24 protein-coding genes and 1 pseudogene are annotated in these 23,381 nt (G+C 51.8%); 18 read left to right on the top strand and 7 right to left on the bottom strand.

From position 1 onward, the window contains the following. Positions 1-61 precede the first annotated feature (61 nt). From uvrC to IPL17_RS17935, 11 genes are all read left to right on the top strand, one after another. Complete coding sequence (gene uvrC, locus IPL17_RS17985; RefSeq protein WP_345308468.1) at positions 62-1,939, top strand: excinuclease ABC subunit UvrC; 1,878 nt, start codon at positions 62-64, stop codon at positions 1,937-1,939. After that, entirely contained in the window at positions 1,936-2,322 is a 387-nt protein-coding gene (locus tag IPL17_RS17980; RefSeq protein WP_345308467.1) for a response regulator, read from the top strand. Before uvrC ends, IPL17_RS17980 begins: the two co-directional genes overlap by 4 nt. A gap of 2 nt (positions 2,323-2,324) precedes the next feature. Beyond that, positions 2,325-2,474 carry a hypothetical protein gene (locus IPL17_RS17975; RefSeq protein WP_345308466.1) on the top strand — a complete coding sequence of 50 codons (150 nt, stop codon included), beginning with the start codon at positions 2,325-2,327 and terminating at the stop codon, positions 2,472-2,474. Positions 2,475-2,668: 194 nt separating this feature from the next. Then, complete coding sequence (gene prfA, locus IPL17_RS17970) at positions 2,669-3,745, top strand: peptide chain release factor 1 (protein WP_345308465.1); 1,077 nt, start codon at positions 2,669-2,671, stop codon at positions 3,743-3,745. Between the two features lie 116 nt (positions 3,746-3,861). Then, positions 3,862-4,632 (top strand): agmatinase, encoded by a 771-nt coding sequence (locus IPL17_RS17965; RefSeq protein ID WP_345308464.1) that lies wholly within the window; start codon positions 3,862-3,864, stop codon positions 4,630-4,632. Between the two features lie 32 nt (positions 4,633-4,664). After that, a complete protein-coding gene (locus tag IPL17_RS17960) occupies positions 4,665-4,796 on the top strand; it encodes an arginase family protein (protein WP_345308493.1) in 132 nt (43 codons plus the stop codon). Between the two features lie 7 nt (positions 4,797-4,803). Further along, entirely contained in the window at positions 4,804-6,951 is a 2,148-nt protein-coding gene (locus IPL17_RS17955) for an ABC transporter permease subunit (RefSeq protein WP_345308463.1), read from the top strand. Then, entirely contained in the window at positions 6,944-7,798 is an 855-nt protein-coding gene (locus IPL17_RS17950) for a carbohydrate ABC transporter permease (RefSeq protein ID WP_345308462.1), read from the top strand. Before IPL17_RS17955 ends, IPL17_RS17950 begins: the two co-directional genes overlap by 8 nt. Next, a complete protein-coding gene (locus IPL17_RS17945; RefSeq protein WP_345308461.1) occupies positions 7,795-8,271 on the top strand; it encodes a HemK/PrmC family methyltransferase in 477 nt (158 codons plus the stop codon). Before IPL17_RS17950 ends, IPL17_RS17945 begins: the two co-directional genes overlap by 4 nt. A gap of 104 nt (positions 8,272-8,375) precedes the next feature. Then, positions 8,376-8,633 (top strand): hypothetical protein, encoded by a 258-nt coding sequence (locus tag IPL17_RS17940; RefSeq protein WP_345308460.1) that lies wholly within the window; start codon positions 8,376-8,378, stop codon positions 8,631-8,633. After that, the gene (locus IPL17_RS17935) at positions 8,630-9,235 is read left to right on the top strand and encodes an L-threonylcarbamoyladenylate synthase (protein ID WP_345308459.1); all 606 of its coding nucleotides are present in this window, start codon (positions 8,630-8,632) and stop codon (positions 9,233-9,235) included. Before IPL17_RS17940 ends, IPL17_RS17935 begins: the two co-directional genes overlap by 4 nt. A 295-nt stretch (positions 9,236-9,530) precedes the next feature. Here the strand turns inward: IPL17_RS17935 and tsaD are convergent, their stop codons facing one another. The 6 genes and pseudogenes from tsaD to IPL17_RS17905 all read right to left on the bottom strand — a co-directional run. Further along, positions 9,531-10,556: a tRNA (adenosine(37)-N6)-threonylcarbamoyltransferase complex transferase subunit TsaD gene (gene tsaD, locus IPL17_RS17930; protein ID WP_345308458.1), complete on the bottom strand. Its 1,026-nt coding sequence runs from the start codon at positions 10,554-10,556 to the stop codon at positions 9,531-9,533. After that, positions 10,556-11,806 (bottom strand): M24 family metallopeptidase, encoded by a 1,251-nt coding sequence (locus IPL17_RS17925; protein WP_345308457.1) that lies wholly within the window; start codon positions 11,804-11,806, stop codon positions 10,556-10,558. The genes tsaD and IPL17_RS17925 overlap by 1 nt, the downstream gene beginning before the upstream one ends. A gap of 100 nt (positions 11,807-11,906) precedes the next feature. Beyond that, on the bottom strand, positions 11,907-13,259 hold the full coding sequence (selA, locus tag IPL17_RS17920; RefSeq protein ID WP_345308456.1) for an L-seryl-tRNA(Sec) selenium transferase: 1,353 nt from the start codon (positions 13,257-13,259) through the stop codon (positions 11,907-11,909). After that, entirely contained in the window at positions 13,243-13,659 is a 417-nt protein-coding gene (locus IPL17_RS17915) for a hypothetical protein (protein WP_345308455.1), read from the bottom strand. Before IPL17_RS17915 ends, selA begins: the two co-directional genes overlap by 17 nt. A 134-nt stretch (positions 13,660-13,793) precedes the next feature. Continuing rightward, positions 13,794-14,687 carry an aldehyde ferredoxin oxidoreductase C-terminal domain-containing protein gene (locus IPL17_RS17910; protein WP_345308454.1) on the bottom strand — a complete coding sequence of 298 codons (894 nt, stop codon included), beginning with the start codon at positions 14,685-14,687 and terminating at the stop codon, positions 13,794-13,796. Positions 14,688-14,787: 100 nt separating this feature from the next. Beyond that, a pseudogene (locus tag IPL17_RS17905) lies at positions 14,788-15,957 on the bottom strand (aldehyde ferredoxin oxidoreductase N-terminal domain-containing protein); the annotation flags it as partial. A gap of 181 nt (positions 15,958-16,138) precedes the next feature. On the opposite strand from IPL17_RS17905, the gene IPL17_RS17900 reads away from it, so the two are divergent. From IPL17_RS17900 to IPL17_RS17870, 7 genes are all read left to right on the top strand, one after another. Further along, complete coding sequence (locus tag IPL17_RS17900; protein WP_345308453.1) at positions 16,139-16,651, top strand: nitroreductase family protein; 513 nt, start codon at positions 16,139-16,141, stop codon at positions 16,649-16,651. Between the two features lie 508 nt (positions 16,652-17,159). Continuing rightward, positions 17,160-18,749, top strand: a complete 1,590-nt coding sequence (locus IPL17_RS17895; RefSeq protein ID WP_345308452.1) for an L-serine ammonia-lyase, iron-sulfur-dependent, subunit alpha — start codon at positions 17,160-17,162, stop codon at positions 18,747-18,749. Then, entirely contained in the window at positions 18,746-20,863 is a 2,118-nt protein-coding gene (locus tag IPL17_RS17890) for an acetate--CoA ligase family protein (protein ID WP_345308451.1), read from the top strand. Before IPL17_RS17895 ends, IPL17_RS17890 begins: the two co-directional genes overlap by 4 nt. Then, positions 20,864-21,154, top strand: coding sequence for a DUF1330 domain-containing protein (locus tag IPL17_RS17885; protein WP_345308450.1), 291 nt, complete (start codon positions 20,864-20,866; stop codon positions 21,152-21,154). Next, positions 21,151-21,696, top strand: coding sequence for an MOSC N-terminal beta barrel domain-containing protein (locus tag IPL17_RS17880; RefSeq protein ID WP_345308449.1), 546 nt, complete (start codon positions 21,151-21,153; stop codon positions 21,694-21,696). Before IPL17_RS17885 ends, IPL17_RS17880 begins: the two co-directional genes overlap by 4 nt. Beyond that, the gene (locus IPL17_RS17875; RefSeq protein ID WP_345308448.1) at positions 21,665-21,949 is read left to right on the top strand and encodes an MOSC domain-containing protein; all 285 of its coding nucleotides are present in this window, start codon (positions 21,665-21,667) and stop codon (positions 21,947-21,949) included. Before IPL17_RS17880 ends, IPL17_RS17875 begins: the two co-directional genes overlap by 32 nt. Before the next feature lie 2 nt (positions 21,950-21,951). Then, positions 21,952-22,197 carry a hypothetical protein gene (locus IPL17_RS17870; RefSeq protein ID WP_345308447.1) on the top strand — a complete coding sequence of 82 codons (246 nt, stop codon included), beginning with the start codon at positions 21,952-21,954 and terminating at the stop codon, positions 22,195-22,197. Between the two features lie 154 nt (positions 22,198-22,351). On the opposite strand, the gene IPL17_RS17865 is transcribed toward IPL17_RS17870, so the two are convergent. Next, positions 22,352-23,317, bottom strand: coding sequence for a D-cysteine desulfhydrase family protein (locus IPL17_RS17865; RefSeq protein WP_345308446.1), 966 nt, complete (start codon positions 23,315-23,317; stop codon positions 22,352-22,354). Positions 23,318-23,381: the final 64 nt, after the last annotated feature.

The following is a 23,381-nucleotide window of genomic DNA, read 5'->3' as shown; positions in this document are numbered from 1 at the left end:
ATTTTACCATTTGGAATTGCATACACACTAATTTTCACAACAAGCGGTAGAATTGCCGCCAATGGAAATCTCTGAAAAACTGCAGGGCATCCTTGCCACGCTGCCTTCCAAACCGGGCTGTTATATCTACCGCAACGCCGAGGGGACGATTATTTATGTCGGCAAAGCCATCAGCCTGAAGAACCGCGTGCGGTCGTATTTCCACGCGGACTCAAGCCACGATGGCAAGACGCGCCGTCTGGTGCGCGACATTACGGATATTGAGTGGATCGTGGTCGGCTCGGAGCTTGAGGCGCTCATCCTTGAGATGAACCTCATCAAGAAGCACCGCCCCAAATACAACATCCGCCTCAAAGACGATAAGCGTTACCCATATATCAAGATCCATTTGAATGAGCCGTATCCGCATGTTTCTGTCACACGCCAAATGGAAGAGGACGGCTCGCGCTACTTTGGTCCCTACACATCCGCCTGGGCGGTTTATCAAACACTGGATGTACTGCGCAAGATATTCCCCTACCTGACTTGTGACCGCGAGATCACGGGACTCGATAAACGCGCGTGTCTTTACTTTGACATCAAGCTGTGCATTGCCCCCTGTATCGGAGCGGTCGACCAGGCAGGCTACCGCCAAATGATCTCCGACCTGATGGATTTTCTGGGCGGACACAGCGAAGGTGTGCTGATGCATTTGCAGGATCAAATGCAAAAAGCGGCGGATGAGATGCGATTTGAAAAAGCCGCCGCTTTACGCGATCAGTTGAAAGCCTTGCAATTCATTATTGAACGGCAAAAGATCGTCTTCGCCGCAGATTACAAAGACTCGGATGTGCTGGCAATGGCACGCACGGATGGTGAAGCCTGCGTACAAATATTTTTTATTCGCGGCGGAAAATTGATCGGACGCGAATACTTTATTCTTGAAGGCACGGAAGATACTGATAATCAGGAAGTAATGACGGAGTTCGTCAAGCAGTTCTACACTGAAGCAGCGAATATTCCCGAGCAGGTGATGATTCCAGAAGAAATAGAAATAGAAGAATCAAAGATCATTGCGCAATGGCTCAGGTCAAAACGCGGCGGAAAGAAAGTGGAAATATTCGTACCAAAGGATGGTCAGCCGCACGATCTGGTGAACATGGCCGCCGAGAACGCAACGGAAACTTTGCAGGCTTTGCGCGCGCAATGGCAGGCCGATGCTCACAAGCAGGAACAGGCACTGGGTGAGTTACAATCTGCGCTAAAATTATCCACGCCGCCCAATCGAATCGAATGTTATGATGTCAGTCACACACAGGGCGTGGCGACCGTCGGCGCGATGATCGTGTTCGAGCAGGGTACGCCCGCCAAGAATCTATATCGTAAATTCAACATTGACAGCACCAGCATCGGCGCGCCCGATGACTTCGCGTCAATGGAGGAAATGCTGACGCGCAGATTCAAAAGATGGCGGTCTGCCGAGGAAACGGAACCAAGCCCGGGCGCGAAAAAAGACGCGTCGTTTTCCTTCCTGCCTGACTTGATCATTATCGACGGCGGCAAAGGTCAACTTGGACGTGTGGTCAAAGTCCTCGAAGAATTCGGGCTCTTCGATAAAGTACCCGTGGTCGGGCTTGCCAAACAGGAGGAGGAGATCTTCTTCCCGCATAACAGCCAGCCGTTAATTTTGCCGCGTCATTCGCAGGGACTGTACCTTGTGCAAAGGATACGCGACGAGGCGCACCGCTATGGGATCACCGCGCATCGCGCACGCCGCTCGAAGCAGGGTCTGGCATCACAGCTTGATTCAATCCCAGGCATTGGACCAGCCCGCAGAAAAGCGCTCTTGAAACATTTCGGTTCTATGGATAAGATTAAGGAAGCAAACGTTGAAGAATTGTCCACGGTCAAAGGCATGAACATGAGCGCTGCAGAAAGTATTAAGGCACATCTGGAATGAAACTTATCTGGATCGTTGATGATGACGAAGAAATGGGACGCGCGATCAGTTTGATGCTTAAACTGCTGGACTGCGAAACAAGATACTTCATGAATCCACGCCCCGCTGCCCAGGCGTTACTGGCGGGGGGCAGACCAGACATGATGGTGCTGGATATCAACATGCCCGAAGTCAGCGGCCTGGACATGCTGGAATTCCTGCGCCGCCGCAAAGAGTGGAAGTCCCTGCCTGTCATCATGCTTTCGTCGGAAGCGGCGGACGTGACCGTGGATCAGGCCATGCGATTGGGGGCAGACGGGTATGTCATGAAGCCCGTCACGATCGAAGAGTTGGAAAAGGTGATGGCCCAAGCCTTTTATAATCATATAATCAAGCGAGAGTAAAAATGGCAACAAAAAATACAAAGAACAAGAAACAAACAAAAACATCAGATACAGGCACAAAACGTCAAAACAGGACAGCGCAGATCATGTTCGCGGTCTTTGCGGTCATCCTGATCCTTTCGATGGTGTTCTCTGCTTTTGCGAATTTCTAGGCGCAGGTCAAAATGGTATAATCACGCTTACGCGGCACACTGCCGCGTTTTATTTCGCAAACTACAGAAATATCATTGCGAGGGCGGTGCTCTAATCTCCAACTAATAACGAGATTGCTTGGTCGCGAAACACACTCCTCGTAATGACACACCGCACTGGCCGCATAAGCGCGGCGCAAGCGTAAGGAAATTACATGCTCGACAAATTACAGGCAATTGAAGAACGCTTTGAACAACTTGGCAGCGAACTGCTTGAAGTGGGCGGCGACTATCAACGCGCAGGGGAGATCAACAAGGAACGTGTAGACCTCGAACCCATCTATGTGAAGGTGCGCGAATACCGTCAGGCAGTAAAAAGCCTGGAGGAAGCCAAAGCCCTTATCATTTCCGAGAACGACTCGGAGATGATCGCGCTGGCAAAAGCCGATGTGGATGATCTCACTCCAAAGATCGAAAAACTGGAAAAAGAGATCCGAACCATGCTCGTGCCCAAAGATCCGCGCGATGACAGGAATGTCATCTTTGAAATTCGCGCTGGCGCGGGCGGTGACGAAGCCGCCATTTTCGCGGCGGACTTGTTCCGCATGTACACGCGATACGCAGACGGAAAAAAATGGAAGATCGAATTGATGTCTGAAAGCGCCATTGGCGTGGGCGGATTTAAGGAAGTGATCTTTGAAGTCAAAGGCAAGGGCGCATACTCAAGACTGAAATATGAGTCGGGTGTGCATCGCGTCCAGCGCGTGCCGACCACTGAGTCACAGGGACGGATACACACCTCCACAGCCACCGTGACCGTGCTTGCAGAAGTGGACGATGTGGAAGTGGACATCCCCGAAAGCGATCTTGTGATCGAAGTCTATCGCTCCTCTGGCGCGGGCGGACAAAATGTACAGAAAAACTCCACTGCCGTGCGCCTGTATCACAAACCAACAGGCATGATCATTACCTGTCAGGATGAACGCTCGCAATTGCAAAACAAATTACGCGCCATCAGCATTTTGCGCGCGCGGTTATATGAAATGGAAGAACAGAAACGCCGCGCCGAACTTGAAGCGGACCGCCGCTCACAGGTTGGGTCTGGCGATCGTTCGGAAAAGATCCGTACCTATAATTATCCGCAAAACCGAGTCACAGATCACCGCATTGGATTATCCAGTTACAACCTGCCTACGGTAATGGATGGCTCGATAGATCAGTTCATTGACGAACTCTCCACCAGGGACGAGTCAGAACGACTCGCCGCGACAGGCGTGGAAGACGACGAATAAAATATAATTGAAGACCATTAACCACAAAGGGCACGAAGAACACGAAGGGAAAAATGAAAACTTTAACCTTTGTGAACTTTGTGTCTTCGTGTTTAAAAAGAATTTAGGAGAATACCATGAACGATAATGCCGCATTTGGCGCAGGCTTGCAGCCCTTTATGGGCATCCCATCTTTTATGCGTTTGCCCGTTTCCCGCGAACTCAAAGGTGTGGATGTTGCCATTATGGGCGTCCCCTTTGACAGCGGCACATCCTATCGCACGGGAGCCCGCTTTGGTCCGCGCAAGATCCGCGAGACATCGCTCATGATCTGGGGGCATAACTCCACGCTCAATGTCACTCCGCTGAAAAAGTTAAATGTGGTGGATTACGGCGATGTATCGGTCATCCCCACTTCCATTGAACATACCATGACCGCCATTACAAAAATGGCGAGTGAAATTGTTGATACAGGCACGAAGCTGATCACGCTCGGCGGCGATCATTCCATCGCGCTCCCGCTTTTGCGTTCGCACGTCAAAAAGCACGGACCTGTCTCTCTCGTCCACATTGACGCGCACATCGATACATGGGAATCAGAATTTGAAGGCTCGCCTTACAGTCATGGCACTCCCTTCCGCTACGCATTACAGGAAGGGCTGATCCGCAAGGATGAGTATATGCAGATCGGCATTCGTGGCCCGCTCAGCGGTGCGAATGATTATGCTGACGCCAAGCAACTTGGCGCGCGCACTGTCACCATCCACGAGGTCATGGAAAATGGCGTCAAAGAAATCCTCAAGGAAGTGCACGAGCGCATGAAAGGTCCGCTCTATGTGACCGTGGATATTGACTCTGCAGACCCAGCCTATGCACCAGGCACAGGCACCCCGAAGTCGGAGGATTAAGCAGTTACCAATTACTACAACTCGTCCGCGGACTGCACGGACTCGACCTGATCGGCTTCGACCTTGTTGAAGTCTCGCCGCCCTATGATCACGCCGACATCACCGCCATTCTTGCGTCCAATATTGTTTTTGAATATCTGTCCCTTTTGGCGATAAAAAAATAGAGACATAATGAAACACTTTCAAATCCCATTGCGGATACTTGCAATCCTTCTAGTCATTTTCATTGCATGGACCCTGCGGGCGCGGGCAGTATCCCTGCTCCCGATCGACTTCGATGAAGATGACTATTTGCGCGCAGGACAGGAATATGCGCATCTGATCCGCACCTCGAATTGGTCCGGCTTTCTGGAAACAAATTACCGCCCCGAGCATCCCCCGCTCGCGAAGATCATCATCGGTCTTAGTATCTTATCTGCGCCCGAAGAACCTCTCACCCCAGAAGCCCTCACCTCCGCGGGACCAAATAAATTTCTGGCGCGTGAACTTGTCAATTCGGCACGCACAGTCAATGCGATCCTTGGCACTGTGACTGTAGCCATTTTGGCTTTGATCAATCCATTGGCTGGACTCTTCCTGGCGGGGCATACATTTACGATCAAGTATGTTTCGCAGATCATGTTGGAAGCCTTGCCTGCCTTGACCAGTCTCATCGCAGTGCTCAGCTATCTAAAATGGAAACAGTCCAAAAGGTCAGGGTTTAATGGCTGGTTGGTTCTATCCGCGATCTCACTTGGATTAACAGCCGCATCCAAATATCTTTACTGTGTAGTCGGTATTGCGATCCTCGTGGATTGGTATCTGGATGCCAACGAAAAAGATACCGTCAAAGCATCATTGCGTACCGCGGGACTCTGGGGAGTATTGGCAATTGTCACGTTCTTTATATTTGATCCATTTCTCTGGCCCAACCCCATTACACGGCTTGGAGAGTCGATCTTTTATCACGCCGGGTACGCATCAGGAGCAACCGAGGTTGATAACGCAGGCTATCCGATCTGGCAGCCAATTTTCTGGATATTTTTCTCTCCATCCGTATGGCATAAAGGAGTTTTCGTATTTCCATTCGACCCCTTCATCGCAACTCTGGCTTTCTTTGGCCTGAAACGCTTGTGGACGCGGGAACGACTCTATGTGCTCTGGCTTGGAATCGCAATGCTGTTCCTATTTTTCTGGCCGACGAAATGGCCGCAGTATATTATTACGCTGACAGTGCCGCTTTCGATTGCCGCGGCTGAAGGGATCTTTCTTTTCAAGGACAATCTCGTAACCTGGTGGCAGACGAGAAAAACCCGCGCCAAAATTCATTACCCAAAGGCAGAAATACGCCGTGCGCTCCCCTGGCTTATCCCGGGCTTGATCGCGTTCGCCATACTGACCTTGTTCCCGCTTCTATTTCAATTCGGCGTTTCGCTGACCAACTTCAGTACCGCATCCATCCGTGATGGTTTCAATGGTGGCATCTGGCGCTCCATCTCACAAGGGATCACCGGACAGCTCCCCACCATGCCGGGTGAGATTGGAACACGTGCAGATAAAGTAAATTTTGTGGGATTGAATCTATATCCAAATGTTTTCAGTTTCATCGCATACAATAATAATTGGAGCGTCCTTTTCTTCAACGTCCTGTGGACGGTGCTCTCCGTCCTGCTTCAATGCGGACTTGGGCTGGGAGTGGCGCTCCTGCTCTGGCAGCGCGGCGTGAGACTTGGAAAGTTTTGGCAGGCCTTGTTCATTCTTCCCTGGGCAATTCCCGAAATGATCGGGGCAATGATGTGGGTTAACATTTTCCAAAGGGATTGGGGCTGGTTATACTTGGCGGCGGATAAATTTGGAAAAGAATCTTTCTTTGCGGTCTCTGTTAATGCGTTGGAACAAAGCGCCAGCATGTGGCTGATCGTTTTCCTTCTGCCCGCCGTATGGTATGGATTCCCATTCATGATGTTAGCCGCAAGCATCGGGCTTAAAACTGTTCCAAAGGAAGTGTTGGACGCCGCCGCGATCGACGGGGCAAGCATCTGGCAGACGTTTAAGTATGTGACCTGGCCGCTTCTTTTGCCACTGCTCATCCCCGCCATTATTGTGCGCGGTATTTTTGCCTTTAATCAATTCTATTTGTTTCAAGCGTTTGGCTTTCCAGATTCCACGCTGGCGACCTTGTCCTATAACATCTTCAACCCGACAAATGGATTTGGACGTTTTGGGGGACAATTCGCAGTGTCAGCAACGATCAATATCATTACAGTCATCCTTCTGATGTTTTTTGTCATGCTATTCAACCGCTGGAGCAAAGCTGGCGAAGGAGTTACTTATGCATAAAATATCCTTCCTGCGGCAACTTGCCACACAGCTATCATTGACCTTGATCGGCCTGTTCGTGATGCTTCCCATTTGGGGAATGGCACGCCTGGCATTCGATGGTTCGCTAAAAGGACGCCCGACAGAGTTCCGCTTCCTGCCGAAGACCTGGTCTTTCGATGCCTTAATGCAAGTATTGGATAGACCCTACCAGTCCGTGGATTTTCAGGTATTGCTTAAAAATAGCCTGCTCGTCTCTGCGGGCGCAGCATTGATCGCCATTCTGCTTGGCATGAGTCTTGCTTATGCCTTTGCGCGTTTTCGATTTCCAGGCCGTCAAAGCGGATTGTTCGCCTTGCTGCTCACCGCAGTCCTCCCGCCTGTGGCGTTCATGACACCGCTGTACATCATCCTCAGTCTCTTGCACATCCGCACCACGTTAATGGCACTGGTCATCACCTACGCGGCTTTCGCGATGCCCTTCTGCATCTGGAACATGCGCGCCGCCTTTCAGTCCATTCCAAAAGAGATCGAAGAAGCCGCCTTTCTCGATGGAGCAGGCGATTTCACTTCCTTCGTATTTATCACACTGCCATTGGCTCTGCCATCGATTGCCGTTGCAGGCCTGATCGCCTTTCTGATGGCGTATTCTGAATTCACCCTCGGCTGGTTATTTGTTGAAAAAGCCGAGACCCTGACACTCGCCATGGCCATCTACGCCATGGTCCAAACTCAATATTCGGGCGGGGCGCAACCGTGGAGTTATCTCGGGTCGCTGGCGGTCATCATGTCCATCCCGGTTGTTATCATCTTTCTCATCTTCCAGCGCACCCTGCTTGAGCGGATGATGTTCGGGAATGCCGAATGAACGCAGCTGAATTCCTGGAACAACAAAAAGGCGATTGGACAGACCTCGACGCGCAGCTCATTCTTGCGCACGTGATCGACCGTCCGCGCACATGGATTCTTGCACATTTGGAAACGCAACTAACCCAGTCTCAAATTGATTCCGCCCAGACAGAATTCTCCAAGCTGAAAGATGGCACTCCTCTTCCCTACATCCTCGGTCACTGGGAATTCTTCGGGCTTGATTTCGACATTACCAATGAAGTGCTCATCCCGCGCCCCGAAACAGAACTGCTGGTGGAAAAAGCGATCGCCTGGCTTAAAGAATCTCCAGAGCGCCGCACCATGGCAGATATTGGCACAGGCTCAGGCGCGATCGCCACATCCATTGCCATGCACGTTCCAGACGCGCGCATCCTTGCAACGGATATTTCCCTGAGCGCGCTCCAGGTAGCAAAGCACAATGCCCAAAATTCCACGTCCATCACCGCATAGATTTTTTACAATGCGACCTTCTTCCGCATCCCGTTGACTTTCTGCCCACCGACAGTCACTTTGACCTCATCTGCGCGAACCTTCCCTATATTCCCACCAAGGCATTGCATCAACTTCCCATTTATGGAAAAGAACCCACCCTCGCGCTCGATGGCGGCGAAGACGGGCTTGAAGTGTATCGGCATCTCTTCAAATTAGCGCCCGGCTGGCTTGCTCCGCGCGGCATGATGCTGCTTGAGATCGAATCCACCCTCGGGGTAAAAGCCCTCAGCCTGGCGTTCGATTCATTCGCAGATGTCACCATTCATTTACATCAAGACCTCACAGGCCGCGACCGTTTGCTGGAGATCATGTTCACATGAAAACCGAGATCATTCCTGCCAGTGAAATTCAAACCGCGTTAAAAATCCTGCAAAACGGCGGCATCGTCGCCTTCCCCACCGACACTGTGTACGGTCTCGGCGCACTCGCATTCAACAACAACGCCATTGAAAGTATTTACACCGCCAAGGATCGTCCCATCGAAAAAGCCATTCCCATCTTGATCGGAGACTTGAGCGACCTCGATAAAATTGCAGGCAGCATCCCAGACATGGCTCTCCGTTTTGCAGCCCGCTTCTGGCCTGGACCTCTAACCTGTATCATCCCCAAAAAACAGACTCTCCCCCCGGCAGTCTCTGCCACTTCCACCGTCGCAGTCCGCATTCCCAATCATCCCGATGCGCTTGCACTATTGCGCGCGGCTGGACCGATGGCAGTCACCTCGGCAAATATTTCAGGCGGACAAAATCCCTCAACAGCACAGGAAGTATTTGACCAGCTCAACGGACGAATCCCTTTAATTTTGGATGGTGGAAAAACATTTGGAGGCGTCCCTTCCACGCTGGTGGATTGCACAGGTGACCTGCCGGTGACCCTGCGTGAAGGACCGATTTCATTGCATGACCTGATGGCGGTTTTATAATCAAAACTCTCACCCACTATTTAACTTACATTCAGGCTGCACTAAAGTGGTACCCATATAATATCAATACATTCTCCCCTCAACAAACCCCGTAACAGACTTGGGCAAGTCTGAAATGGGGTTTGGGATTTAATTACCAGCCTCTTAAAACTATTTTCTCTTATCCAATTCTTAGTCATGTTTCAGGTCGCTATTAAGTGCCCGCATATAATAAGCATTACATTCTCCTAATAAGAACCGCCGATGACTTGGGCAAGTCAAAGGCGGTTCTGTTTTTAAGTCAATGTGATTTTTTTTATGAGAGCGGCCAGGTCGGAAGCACATCCATATCCAATTGCGAGATATGCCCGAGCGCAAAACGGTAATATCCTGCCGATGCGATCATGGCGGCGTTATCAGTGCACAAAGACAACGGGGGAATATGAACAGGAAATTCAGTTTGAGCCTTGAATATCTGACGCAACGGACGGTTGGCGGAAACCCCGCCTGCAATGAGTATTTCTTTCGCGCCAAACTCTCGCGCGGCATCCATTGTTTTCTTGTAAAGCACGTCGATAACCGCTTTTTGAAAGGACGCGGCCAGATCAGCGACAGGCAGTGAACCGCTCTTCTTTTGCAATTCACGCACTTCGTACAGGACAGATGTTTTCAACCCGCTGAACGAAAAATCCCAGGTGCCGTCAAGCCATGCGCGCGGGAACTTGAATCGATTCGGGTCGCCCTCTTCCGCGGATTTCTGGACGGCGGGTCCGCCGGGATAGCCGAGTTCCAACATGCGGGCAACTTTGTCGAAAGCCTCACCAGCAGCATCGTCGAGGGTTGAACCGAGCCGTTGATAGGTCAAATGATCGGTCATGAGATTCAGTTCGGAGTGTCCGCCTGAGACGAGCAAAACCATCAATGGGAATTGCGGCTCCGCGGGCGCGCGTTCGTCTGAGTTGTAGACCCAGGCCGAATATAAATGTCCCTCAAGATGATTGACCCCGATCAACGGCAGACCAGAACCAAGTGCGAGCCCCTTGGCCATATTCATGCCCACCACCAGGGAACCCGCCAAGCCCGGTCCTTGCGTGACAGCGATCGCGTCGATATCCTTGAGCGTAAGGTGCGCCTGTGTGAGCGCCTGCTCCACGACAGAGGTAATGCTCAGAACATGCTGGCGTGAAGCCACTTCTGGAAATACCCCGCCATAACGCGCATGGATTTCCATTTGCGAAGCGACAACAGATGAAAGCAATGCGCGGCCATTTTCGAGAATGGCACAGGCGGTTTCATCACAGGAGGATTCAATTGCAAGGATACGGGCGGGTTTAAGAGCCATTATTTTTTCCAATTCTTCATCGGCAGAACAAAATCATAAGGATATTCGGCGAGGGTTTCCATCTTTCCATCGGGCCGCACCCAAAGCGTATCTTCGATGCGGAAGCCCATGCCTTTTTCAGGATAATACAACCCGGGTTCCGAGGTAATGACAACGCCAGGAGCGAGCCGATGATCGTCACCGTTCAAAAGACTGCTGAACGGCCGCTCGTGGATGTTGAGTCCCACCCCATGACCCAGCCCGTGAACATATCCCTCCACCGGGGATTTTGTGTGCAGCGGGGTCTTGTGTCCCTTTGATTCATAATACTCACAGGTCATTTGCTGGTAATTCTTGAACGGCGCATTGAGGTCAAAGTTCTCGCTCAACTTTTCGAAAATTTCCCTGACCTGATCGTAGAGCTCCTGCGCTTGCGGGGTGGCATATCCCAAACTCCAGGTGCGCGTGAAATCGTAGTAATAGCCGCCACCCGCTTCGGCAGGATAAATATCAAAGACAATGGTCTGCCCAAGTCTCATCAAGTCTGACGGAGTTCCTGCTGAATGCGGGACGCCCGCATCGCGGCCGATCGCAAAGATAAACCCAGAGGGAAGTTCCGCGCCTTGTTCGGCGACCCACAAGCGGATCTTTGAATGCACATCCCCAACGGTCAATAAAGACCCATCTTCTTTCAGTAGAACTTCATCCGCGTTTACATTGCAGGAGGTCAGGAATTCCGCGACCTGAGCGACCACATTTGTCGTGATCTTCCCCATTTTGCGGATGCGCGCCACTTCAGATTCATCCTTTGTTTCCATGATACGCATGAAGATCGAATCCTCACGCGCCTCGCCGACAAATTCGATCTGGGGAAATAACTTTTGCAGATGCGAGAGCATTCCAAATACAGCGCTGAGGTCATATGTGCCATAGACCCCCACGCGCCCTGAATTAACTCCGGCATCCTTGAGCATCAATTCACAACGATACGCACCCGCCAGCAGCCCATCACGATTCGCCTTTTTGCTTAGCTCATCAAAATCATATTTACTATACGGGATCAAGCGCAGACCGCTTTTGGCGGCTTCATCGCGTTCCATGTCTCCAAAAAAGAGAATGGCTTTTTCATCACGTTTTTTGATCAAGGTGGCATGGCTGACATGCCCGCCGCCGGTCAAATAGGTCATCGGCGGATTATGCTCGGCATTCCCAAACACGATGATCGCATCCAGGTTTCTGGCTTTCATCATTCCATCAATATCTGATTTCATTGAATCTCCGTTTTATATGTTACACCTGCACTTGCGTCAGGTGTAATCTCCTCTTAAGCAAGAGGCCGTTTCGCAAAAGCGCTCGCAGCGACATTCCACGTTATAACGCATTCTTCAAGCCAGCCAGCAGCGCGCCATCCTGTTCGGGCAAAATAGTGCGCGGGTCAAGCAATATTTTATCGTTTTCTGTGCGCGCGATGATGGGCGGATTCTGATCGCGTAATTTTTTCAGGAATTTATCAGGTGACTTTACATCCAAAGACAACAAATATGTTTTGAAGGATTCACCCGGCAGACTTCCACCGCCCACGGTAGACTCACCCTCCACAACATTTCCCTGACCTACTTCTTTTTTCCACGCTTCCGCCCGCCCTCTGACCTGCTTCAGCGTAAGCGACATCATCTTCCAGATCGGGATCTCCCGCTCCGCGTCATTTTTGAGATAATGCAAAAGTGTGGCGCTGATTCCCGCAAGGCAAACCTTATCCGCGCGGACAGCCCGGGCCAGCGGATGTTTTTTGATCTTATCGATCAAAACTTTCCTGCCCACAATAATTCCCGCCTGCGGACCGCCAAGCAATTTATCTCCTGAGAAACAGACCACATCCGTGCCTGCCGCCAACGACTCTTGTACGGTTGGTTCGTGCGCAAGTCCATATTTGGCGGTATCGAGTAATGCTCCAGAGCCAAGATCATCCACAACGAAAGCGGCAGCTTGATGGCTAACTTCGACAATATCCTTTAGATCGGGTTCTTCAGTAAAACCGATGATCTTAAAGTTGGAAGGATGCACACTCATTACAAGCGCGGTCGGTTCCTGCAAGGCATTTTCATAATCCCGCAAATGGACTCGATTGGTCGTACCGACCTCCACCAGTTTTGCGCCAGATTGTTTCATCACATCCGGCACGCGGAATCCGCCGCCGATCTCAACCAGTTGCGAACGGGAAATGATCACCCGCTTCCTGTTCGCCAACGCGGAGAGTACCAGTAAAACAGCCGCGGCGTTGTTATTAACGACCAGCGCGGATTCTGCACCAGTCAATTTTTGCAATATGGATTCTGCGTGAATCAGACGTGAACCGCGCGCACCTTTTTCGAGATCATATTCGAGGTTGGAATATCCGCGCGAAACCACATCCATTGCGTGGATGGTCGCTGCGCTTAATGGCGCACGCCCTAAATTCGTGTGCAAGATAACACCCGTGGCATTGATGACAGGGATAAGGGTCGGCTTCGTCCACGCGGATAGGAGTGAGTCTGTTTGGGCGAGGATCAGATCAATTGAGGGCAGAGCAGGTTCGGGGTTAAGCTTGAAACGCGCGCGGGCTTCATCCAATGTTGAACGGATGGCAGTCAATGTCAAAGGTCTGCCAAATCGCGCGATCAATTCTGCAGAAGTTTGTGTTTGTAATAATTGTTCAACCGAGGGAAGGTCACGAAGGTTTGTCATCAGGGGTCGCTGGTTTTTTCCAATTCGCTTTTTCACGCAGGCGAATAAAATATTCCGCGGCAATGATACCGGCGGCCAAACCAAACACTACATACAATGTGACCAGACGCCCTAATTGCAGCCACGCCAGCGTGGCAAAATAAACTCCAGCCCAGATCGCCTGCCGAACGATGACATTAGATTCTGCCGGAGGATCGCTTGGAAAACGCTGGTTAAAAAAATACACGATCGGTATGGCTGTGCCTGTGAGCGCCATGATCCCAAAAACGAAGAAGCCCCAGCGAGCCCAGACGTATGGTAGAAAAAAAAAGAATATCGCGGCAAGTCCGCCCCAGCCAAGAATGATGAGGGTGATGGTGGATGGCAGGTAATTTCGAAATGTTGTATTTTGCGTGTCCATTGGACGAATTATACTGTGGAAAAGATGAAGGAGAAAAGTAGAAAGAGAAGAAATAACAACTGAGACACAAAGATACGGAAGAAAGATCTCCGCGACTCTGTGTCTCAGTTGTTTCCTGTTTTAGTCAGCCTGAACTATAGCTTCGCCTTTGCCTGTTCAACTACTTCAATCACTTCTGGCAGGTCAATGCCCAATTCATGCAATTTTTCGAGGGTTGGGATGCTGTTCGAGTCCCAGCCGCGGCGTTGATAAACTGCATCCATCAACTGTTCGTATTGATTCTCGCGATACTTGCGCAGGTGCGCCATTTTCTCCTGTGTGGATAATCCGGCAGGATCAACTTCAACCAGGCGCAGCAATTGCTCATCGTAACGATCCTGGCGCGATTCGTATTCCGCCGCGGTGACTGGCCCCATCGCGCGGTACGGCGGATAATCGTGCTTGCGTCCAACACGCCCCATGCGTAATGCGAAAACTTTTTGGAAGTTATAGACACGCTCCGATTGATTCAACAGATCCTGTGGAACAGTCGGCTTGCCAGTGACACCTTCATGGATCCAGGCATAATTCTCAACATGTTCCTCCACCTTGGCTGGTTCTTTGGTTTGCTTGTTATTCTCAGGTGAAATGTCATTCCACGGAAGTTTGCACAGTCCATGCAGGCTGAACCATGTGCGCCACATCGGGAAGTAATGCAAGGCTTCAGCCTTGTCCTTGAAGGTCGGCAAAAGATTCTGCACCTGATCCATAAAGATCAACCACGCTTCATCGTGCTGCGGACCTTTGGTCGCCAGACCAAACCCGCCCTGCTGGGCAAGTGATTCCTTGGTCAGGTATTCAGAAATTTCCATCCCTTTAATTTCCATACCAATGTCATGCAGGAAGAGCGGGTCAGCGCCGAATTCGCGCACAAAATATTCCTTCATGAAACGCACACCCTGACCGACGATCACACCAAAGCCTTCGCCGCGCGCCATTTGATGGATAAGTTCCAGCGCCGCAGCGCCGTTGCCAAAGTTCAACTCCATACCGCCCGTGTGTTCCTTTGGTGATAAATCCTTCTTCGTAACATTCCATTGCAAAGGCCACGCAGTTGGCAAACGAGATGCTGTCCACGCCATAGGTGTCGCAATAGAAATTGAGTTCCAAAACTTTTTGCGGATCAAAGTTGCCGATGTTCGAACCCAGCCCCGCGGCATTCTCATATTCAGGACCATCCACCAGAACGCATTGCCCAGCATACGGTCCTGTTTGGATCGGGAAATGATCCACGCCATGCGAACAGCTCATGGTGCATCCCAGCCAACAGCCATCGGGCACGCCCTGCGTGAAAGCTTCCTTCCAGACTTTTGAATCGATCAAATGCGTATCGGGATGCGAGCCATAGCGGAAATTATGAGTCGGCAGCAGATCGAAATGATCCATCACTTCAACGATATTTGCCGTGCCAACTTTACGCATCTGGTTCTGTTTATCGTCCAGATTCGTAATTTCCTTATTGATACGCTGCCCCGCCTTGCGAATGAGCGCCATGTCGGCCACACCATTCTTGTCGCCGCCCATATCGGTATAACGCACCACAATGGCCTTGATCTTTTTATCGCGGAACACACGCCCCGGACCGCCGCGCCCCGCCTGCTTAAGGCGCGCTTCCTTGCGGCGTACATCGTACCAGGTGGAATTGATCAACGCGATGCGGATATGCTCCGCCGCCTGCCCAGCGGACAGGACCGAGATTCCGCGCCTGCCTTTTTCATCGCCTCCATAGCGCGCTGTGAGCTGGTTGCCGATCTCATGCGAATCCACTCCTTCGAGAGAGTCAGTCTCGATCGTCACCTTGCCAGTATCCCCGTCAATAAAGATGATCACATCCTCAGCCGCCTTGCCCTGAATTTCGAGCGCATCGAAACCAGAGAATTTCAGGAAGGGCGCGAAGTACCCGCCGACATTGCTGTCAATCACATTCTCCGTCAGCGGACTCAACGTCACAACCGTGGACTTGCCGCTGCCCGGGTACGCCGTGATCCCGCAAATGGGACCGTTGGCGATGACCAGTTCATTCTGCGGGTCATTCCATTTCGTTTCAGGGGTAACCGCATCCCAGAGCAGTTTGAGCGCAAATCCGCGCCCGCCAGTGAACAGGTCTTTCATTTGCTGTGTGACAGGTTTTTCGAGGAAGGTGTTATTTTCCAAATTGATGTACAACGTCCGCCCGGCATAGCCGCGTTCGACGGGACGTTTTTCGTAGGTGTATTCACCCAAAAGAGTAGCTTTTGCAAGATTTTCAGGCAGGGTCATTTTTTAGTCTCCTATGATTCGTTCAATATATTCATTATTACAGAAAGAGTACAGAATGCCTATTGATAATCCTCCCCTTCTTGGAGTGTCAAGAGACAGGGTGATATATAATGAGAAAGTCAGGAAAACCTAAAACCATCCATCAGCCAGCTAATGGAAACCAGAAAAAGATGAGGTAAAAATGAACGTATCCGATGCCATTCGATTAAAACGCGCAGTGAGAAAATTCAAGGACACTCCCCTGCCCGATGATGTGGTGCATGCCATCCTTAACGCGGGACGCAGGTCGCAATCGTCGAAGAATACACAGGCGTGGAAATTCATTGCCATTCGAGACAAGGAAATTTTGAAGGAGCTTTCCACCTGCGGCGAGTGGGCGGGACATTTGGCAGGCGCGGCGCTTGCCGTTGCGATCCTCACGCCTGACCCAACCGAGAAATTCCAGATCATGTTCGATGCGGGTCAAGCCGCGGCATTTATGCAGCTCGCCGCCTGGGAATTGGGAGTCGGCTCGGTGCCCGCCTCATTGTATGAATTTGAAAAATCACGCGCTATTCTAGGTTTCCCTCCCGAATGGCATTTGCGGATCGCATTGTCGTTTGGATATGCTTTGGAGGAAGAGCTATTATCCGCGCCGCCGAAAAAGGGTGGACGCGCGGCGTTGGATGAAGTGGTACATTGGGATAAATGGTGAGATCATGTTGCTGCGAGGCGCTCTTGTTATTTACTAAAGCAGCCCCGTTTGGGGTGGTTAAGGAATAGTGGGGGGGGGGGTGGGGGGGGGGCGGGTGGTGGGGGGGGGATTCGGGTGGAGGGAGGGAGGCATTGCTGCGCGTTTATCTAAGTCATAACGCCTGGGTGCGTTTATTACAGGATGTGTGAGAGAGCAAGCCATGCTGTTTTTGAAGAATGAGGGGGGGGTGGGGGGGGGGGGGGGGGGGGGGGGGGGGGGGGGGGGGGGGGGGGGGGGGGGGGGGGGGGGGTGGGGTGGGGGGGGGGGGGGTGGGGTGGGGGGGGTGGGGGGGGGGGGGGGTGGGGGGGGGGGGGGGGGGGTGGGGGTTGGGGGGGGGGGTGGGGGGGGGGGGGGGGTGTGGGGGGGGGGGGGGGGGGGGGGGGGGTTGGGGGTGGGGGGGTGGGGGTGGGGGGGGGGGGTGGGGTGGGTTGTGGTGCGGGGCGGCTTTGGGGGTGGGTGGGGAAAAGAAATGTTACCAATCCAAAAAGATGCACAGCCCACCTATCCCAGCATTTTCAACGATGTGATCGGACCCGTCATGCGCGGACCATCCAGCTCGCATTGCGCCGCCGCTTTGCGCATCGGGCGGATCGCCAGGGATTTGATGGACGCCAGGATCGAAGAGGTGCTGATCGAGTTCGACCCGCATGGCTCGCTGGCTACAACGCATAACAGTCAAGGCTCTGATATGGGCTTGTTTGGAGGTCTTCTGGGCTGGGAGACTGCTGATGAACGATTGACGCAATCCACTCAGGCGATCCAGGAAGCGGGCATCACAGTCCAGATCGAGATCAAAGAGCTTGAGGTGAAGCATCCCAGCACCTATAAACTAACCCTCAAAAATTCCACAGAGCAGCACACCTTGACCGCCATCTCCACGGGCGGCGGGATGATCGAGATCGTTGAGATCGACGGCATTGAAGTGTCCATGGCTGGCGATTATTATGAAACCCTGATCCATGTAGATTCAAACGGCAGCGAGATCGTAAAATACCTGCGGGAAAATATAGACGCCGACAGGATCCTTCTCTTAAGCGGCATGGATACGCAGATGATCGAGATCAAAGCGCAGAACTTCCTGGAGGAAAGGATCATTTCCGCGCTGCATGCACAATACAATATCAAATACTTGAAGAGCATCTCGCCAGTCCTGCCAGTGATGTCCAGCAAAAACAGCAGCGTGCCATTCATTACCTGCGATGAAATGCTGAAATATAACGCGGACAAGAACCTTGCATTGTGGGAGCTGGCGCTTCACTATGAGAGCGCGCGCGGCAATTTATCCCACGAGCAGGTATTTCAGCAGATGTCTGAGATCGTACGCCTCATGCAAAAATCCATTCTGGAAGGAATTGCCGGGACAAAATACGCCGACCGCATCCTCGGCTATCAATCTGGACTCTTCAAGACACGCATGGAAAATCAGCAGCTGCTCGATGGCGGAATGTTAAATCAGATGATCCTGTACGTGACCGCCATGATGGAGGTAAAAAGCTCCATGGGCGTGATCGTCGCAGCACCCACCGCCGGGGCATGCGCGGGCTTGCCCGGGGCGTGTATCGGTGCGGCAACTTCGCTGGGATTATCCGTGGAAGAAATGACAAAAGCCATGCTCTCTGCGGGAATGATCGGTGTGTTCATTGCGGCTCATGCCACTTTTGCGGCAGAAGTTGGGGGATGCCAGGCTGAATGCGGTTCAGGCTCAGGCATGGCGTCCGCGGCGCTGGTCACATTGGCAAAAGGCACGCTCAAGCAATCCATTGATGCCGCTTCCATGGCGCTCCAAAACACCGTCGGGATGGTCTGTGACCCAGTCGCCAACCGCGTTGAAGTTCCCTGCCTCGGGAAAAATGTAATGGCGGCCAGTAACGCCCTGGCGTGCGCCAATATGGCGCTGGCTGATTATGATGCGGTTATTCCATTGGATGAAGTCATCGAAACATTGGATCGCGTCGGAAAAAGTATGCCCCACGAATTACGCTGCACGGCGCTTGGCGGACTTTCCATCACAAGGACTTCAAAAGAAATCGAGGAAAGGTTGAAGCGACAAAACGAATGACCAATTCCCTCACTCCCTTCTTCAATCCCAAAGGCGTGGTCGTGATCGGCGCGTCCACATCACCAGAAAAATTGGGATACGGCGTGGCGCGCAATTTGATCCAAAGCGGATATCGCGGCGCGATCCATTTTGTCAGCCAGAAAAGCGGCACATTATTTGACCGTCCGCTGTACACAAATCTCGATGATGTGCCCGACCCTGTTGACCTTGCAATCCTCATCGTCCCAACCCAAGTCACACCGCAGACGATTGAAGATTGTGCCAAGCGTGGAATCAAAGCCGCGATCATTGTCTCATCAGGTTTTCGCGAAGTAGGCGCGGAGGGCGCTGCGCTTGAACAACAATGCGTGGATATTGCGCGCAAACACGGCGTGCGCTTGCTGGGTCCCAATTGCATCGGCACGCTCGATACGCATCTTCCGCTTGATACAACTTTTCTCCAGCCGCCCATGCCTCTGCAGGGCGGCATTGGTTTCATTTCACACTCTGGCGCATTTGCCGCCGCCATCATTGATTGGGCCCGCGAACAGGGCTTCGGCTTTTCGCAGATCGTCAGCCTCGGCAATCAGGCCGATGTCAACGAGACGGATGTGCTGCCCGAAGTTGCAAAGGATGAACACACGCGCGTCATCGTGCTTTACATGGAAAGCGTTTCAGATGGACAAAAATTTGTTCAAGCCGCCAGTGAAGTCACAAAACATAAACCTGTCATTGCGCTGAAAGTCGGAAGATTTGAAGCGGGACAAAAAGCCGCGGCGTCGCATACGGGTGCGCTGGCTGGCTCCGAAGCGGCATTCGACGCGGCGTTTGCGAAGGCTGGCGTTCTGCGCGCCGACACCGCCGAGCAAATGTTTGACTGGGCGCGGGCGTTGGAGAATTGTCCATTGCCGCGCGGAAAGCGCATGGCGATATTAACCAACGCAGGCGGACCTGGCGTGATCGCCGCCGATTCACTCGAAACGAACGGCCTGCTTCTGTCTCAATTGACAGAAGCAACGCTGGAGGCTTTGTCTTCCTATCTCCCCTCCTCGGCCAGTGTCCACAACCCCGTGGACATGCTCGCCTCCGCATCGCCTGATGCATACGCAACTTGTTTGAAACTTTTATTGCAGGATGAAAATGTGGATGGCGTGCTGGTGATCCTCCCTCCGCCACCGATGTTCAAGACAGAAGATGTGGCGGAAAAAATTATCCAAACTCTGGAGTCATACACTCTGGAGTCGGCCAGCTTGCTGTCCGAAAAGCCCGAAGCAAGCTTCAGGACTCCAGAGTCAAAACCTGTTGTGATCGCGTTGATGGGTTCCAACTTGGTTGAAGAAGCTAGAAAAAAATTCCAACATTCAAACGTCCCTACCTATCCATTCCCCGAACGTGCGGCATCGGCATTGGGAGCGCTTGCCAAACAAAAAGAATTTCTTGACCGTAGACCGCAGGCCTGGGACAAGAATGAACGCCTCAGCGTCCCACTGTCCCTGTCCACCGATGATCTTGGCTCACAGCCTTACGGCATTACAACAACTCCCATCAAACTTGCGCGCAACGAAAACGAAGCAGTCATAATCGCAACTGAACTTGGCTTTCCTGTTGTGATGAAGATCGCGTCACCTGATATTTTGCATAAGTCAGATATTGGCGGCGTGTTGCTGAATATCAACTCTGAGGAAGAGGCACAGAGTGGCTACACGCTTCTGCTTGAGCGAGCGAGAAAATCCATGCCCAATGCAAGGATTGAAGGCGTGCATGTCCAGAAACAAATCCCTGAGGGACAGGAAGTCATCATCGGCGCGGTGCGAGATCCGCTGTTTGGGGCGTTGATGATGTTTGGTTCAGGCGGCATCGAGGTGGAAGGACTCAAGGATGTGGCATTTGCCCTAGCACCGCTGAATCAAGCCGAGGCGCGGGAAATGATCCGCAAGACCTGGGCTGGGAGAAAGTTAAAAGGCTTCCGCAGCATCCCGCCCGTTGACGAGGAATCTGTCATCGATGTTTTAATCAAATTATCTTTGCTGGCTTATGAACATCCCGAAGTGGAAGAGATCGAGATCAACCCGCTGCGCGTTTTGCAAAAAGGCGCGGTGGCGGTGGATGTGAGAATGAAAATCAAAGGAGAATAAATGAGCGCTTATGTGATCGTTGATATTGATGTACACGACCCTGTTGGTTATGAAGAATACAAAAAACTTGCGCCTGCCGCAGTGGCTTTATACGGCGGCAAATATGTCGCGCGCGGCGGACATACCGAAGCGCTTGAAGGCGATTGGTCACCGAGCCGTTTGGTGATCTTGCAATTTGAAAGCGTGGAGCAGGCCAAGAAATGGTTGAACTCTGACGAGTACAGCGAAGCCAGAAAAATGCGTCACGCGACCGCGAAGTCGAACATGGTTGTGATCGAAGGGACGGTATGACCACAATATCAAACCTCACCTATTATCCGATCAAAGCCTGCCGTGGGTTTGATTTGTTCGAAGCATGCGTTGAACGCATGGGGCTTGCAGATGACCGCCGCATGATGGTGGTTACACCCGCAGGCGAATTTCTGACTCAGCGTGAATACCCAAGGCTTGCGCTCGTCACACCCGCGTTGAAAAATGATTCAGTCACACTCTCCGCGCCGAATTTTGATTCGATCCAATTCGCGGTTCAAAAATCAGGCACGCCAACGCCCGTTGACATTTGGGGAAGCAAAGGAGTTCACGCCATCGATCAAGGCGAAGAAAGCGCGCAGTGGTTTTCCGATTGGCTCGGTGTCTCCGTTCGCCTTGTACATGTAGCTGATGGATATAAAAGAAAATTGAATCCAGATTACGCCGTCAGCGCAGAAGACCACACTGGATTTGCTGATGGCTACCCGATCCTGATCATCTCTGAGGAATCGCTTCTGGACCTAAACTCGAAGCTTGGTTCCTACTTTGCCGATGAATCGCTTCCGCCCGAACATTGTCGTTAAAGGCTGTGAGCCTTTCGCAGAAGACACATGGAAGCGCATCCGCATCGGCGACGTGGAAATGGCGCTCGTCAAGCCCTGTCCGCGCTGTGTGGTGACAACCATTGACAAGGAAACTCTGGAGAAAAGCAAGGAGCCGCTCAAGACATTGGCAGCTTATCGCAACCAGGAAGACGGCGCGATGTTCGGCATGAATGTCATTCCGTTGAATGAAGGGGATATAAAAGTTGGGATGAGTGTGGAGATTTTGGAATAACAATGGAACGAACCATCATCGATATTCTCGGCTGGGCAGGCACGATTTTATATCTCATTGCATACGGATTGATCTCCGCTAAAAAAGTGGAAGGCGACTCATGGTGGTATCAAGGCTTGAACATCGTCGCAGGAACGTTTTTGATCATCAACACTTTTTATCTGCGCGCGTATCCGTCCGCAGGGTTGAATATCGCCTGGGTTGGAATTGCATTTCTAACTTTGGGCCGTAAAGTTTGGAAGAAATAATCATGTCGTTGCGAGGGCGCTCTTGTTCTTAGCCCGAAGCAATCTTCAGTTTATGATGAGATTGCTCACCGCACTGGCGTACGGCGCAAGTGTCGTCGGGAAGAGCACCCTCCTCGCAACGACATGACTTTTATAATTGGCATTTATTTTTTTGCTAAACAATGTCCTGCGAATACTTATCCGCAAACAACGCGGGCTGACCGCCCGTATGCCAGAATAAAACAGTTTCATCCTTCTTGAAGAATCCCTTGCGGATCAAGTCGATCATTCCAGCGGCGGCGCGGCCTGTGTAGACGGGGTCAAGCAGAAGTCCTTCGTTGCTGGCGAATAACTTAATCGCTTCGCGCTCCCCTGCTCCAAAGACTCCATAACCTGCCTGACAATAATTTTCAGTCGCAAGCACATCATTGGGAGCGAAGTTGATTCTCTCTCCAAGTTTTTCACTGGCTTGTGAAGCCAATTCAGAGACATGCGCCTTGAGTTCTATCTCTGGCTCATCAATGCTGATGCCCAACACTCTACCTTTGAAATTAAACAAACGCTGTCCCAACACAAGTCCCGCGTGTGTGCCGCCTGAGGATGTTCCGAAGACGATCCAATCCACGTTTATATTTTGCGTCATAAATTCTTCCATCGCAAAGGCGTATCCCATTGCGCCCGTTGGACTTGATCCGCCATAGGGAACGAGATAAGGTTTCTTGCCAGCAGCGACGGCATTATCAAAAGTCTCCTGCAAGATACGGTCACGGTCTTTGCGGTCAGACACTGTGATTATTTCCGCGCCGAAGAGTTGGTCAAGCAGAAAATTGGCGGAAGGTTGTGCGGGTCTGTCACCAGTCAACACGAGCGTACAGTCAAAGCCAAAGCGAGCCGCAGCGGCAACCGTTTGACGGCAGTGATTCGATTGGATCGCGCCCGCAGAGATCAACATCTTCGCGCCTTGCTCCTGCGCTTCCGCAACGAGGAATTCCAGCTTGCGGGTTTTGTTCCCGCCGAAAGCAAGTCCTGTTTGATCGTCACGCTTTACGAGTAAGCGCGGTCCACCCAAAGCGGCGGTCAGACGCGGCAGTTCTTCGATCGGGGTTGGCAGGTGTGCAAAATTAAGGCGTGGAATGTTCATACTTTTCTCCGCAATTATTTTTGACATTATTTTATCGCTTTTGCATCCCGCGTAACGATCGAAA

Source organism: Candidatus Villigracilis saccharophilus, from assembly GCF_016711665.1.
The sequence above is the reverse complement of the archived record's forward strand: the minus strand, read 5'-3'. Positions and strand labels throughout refer to the sequence as shown.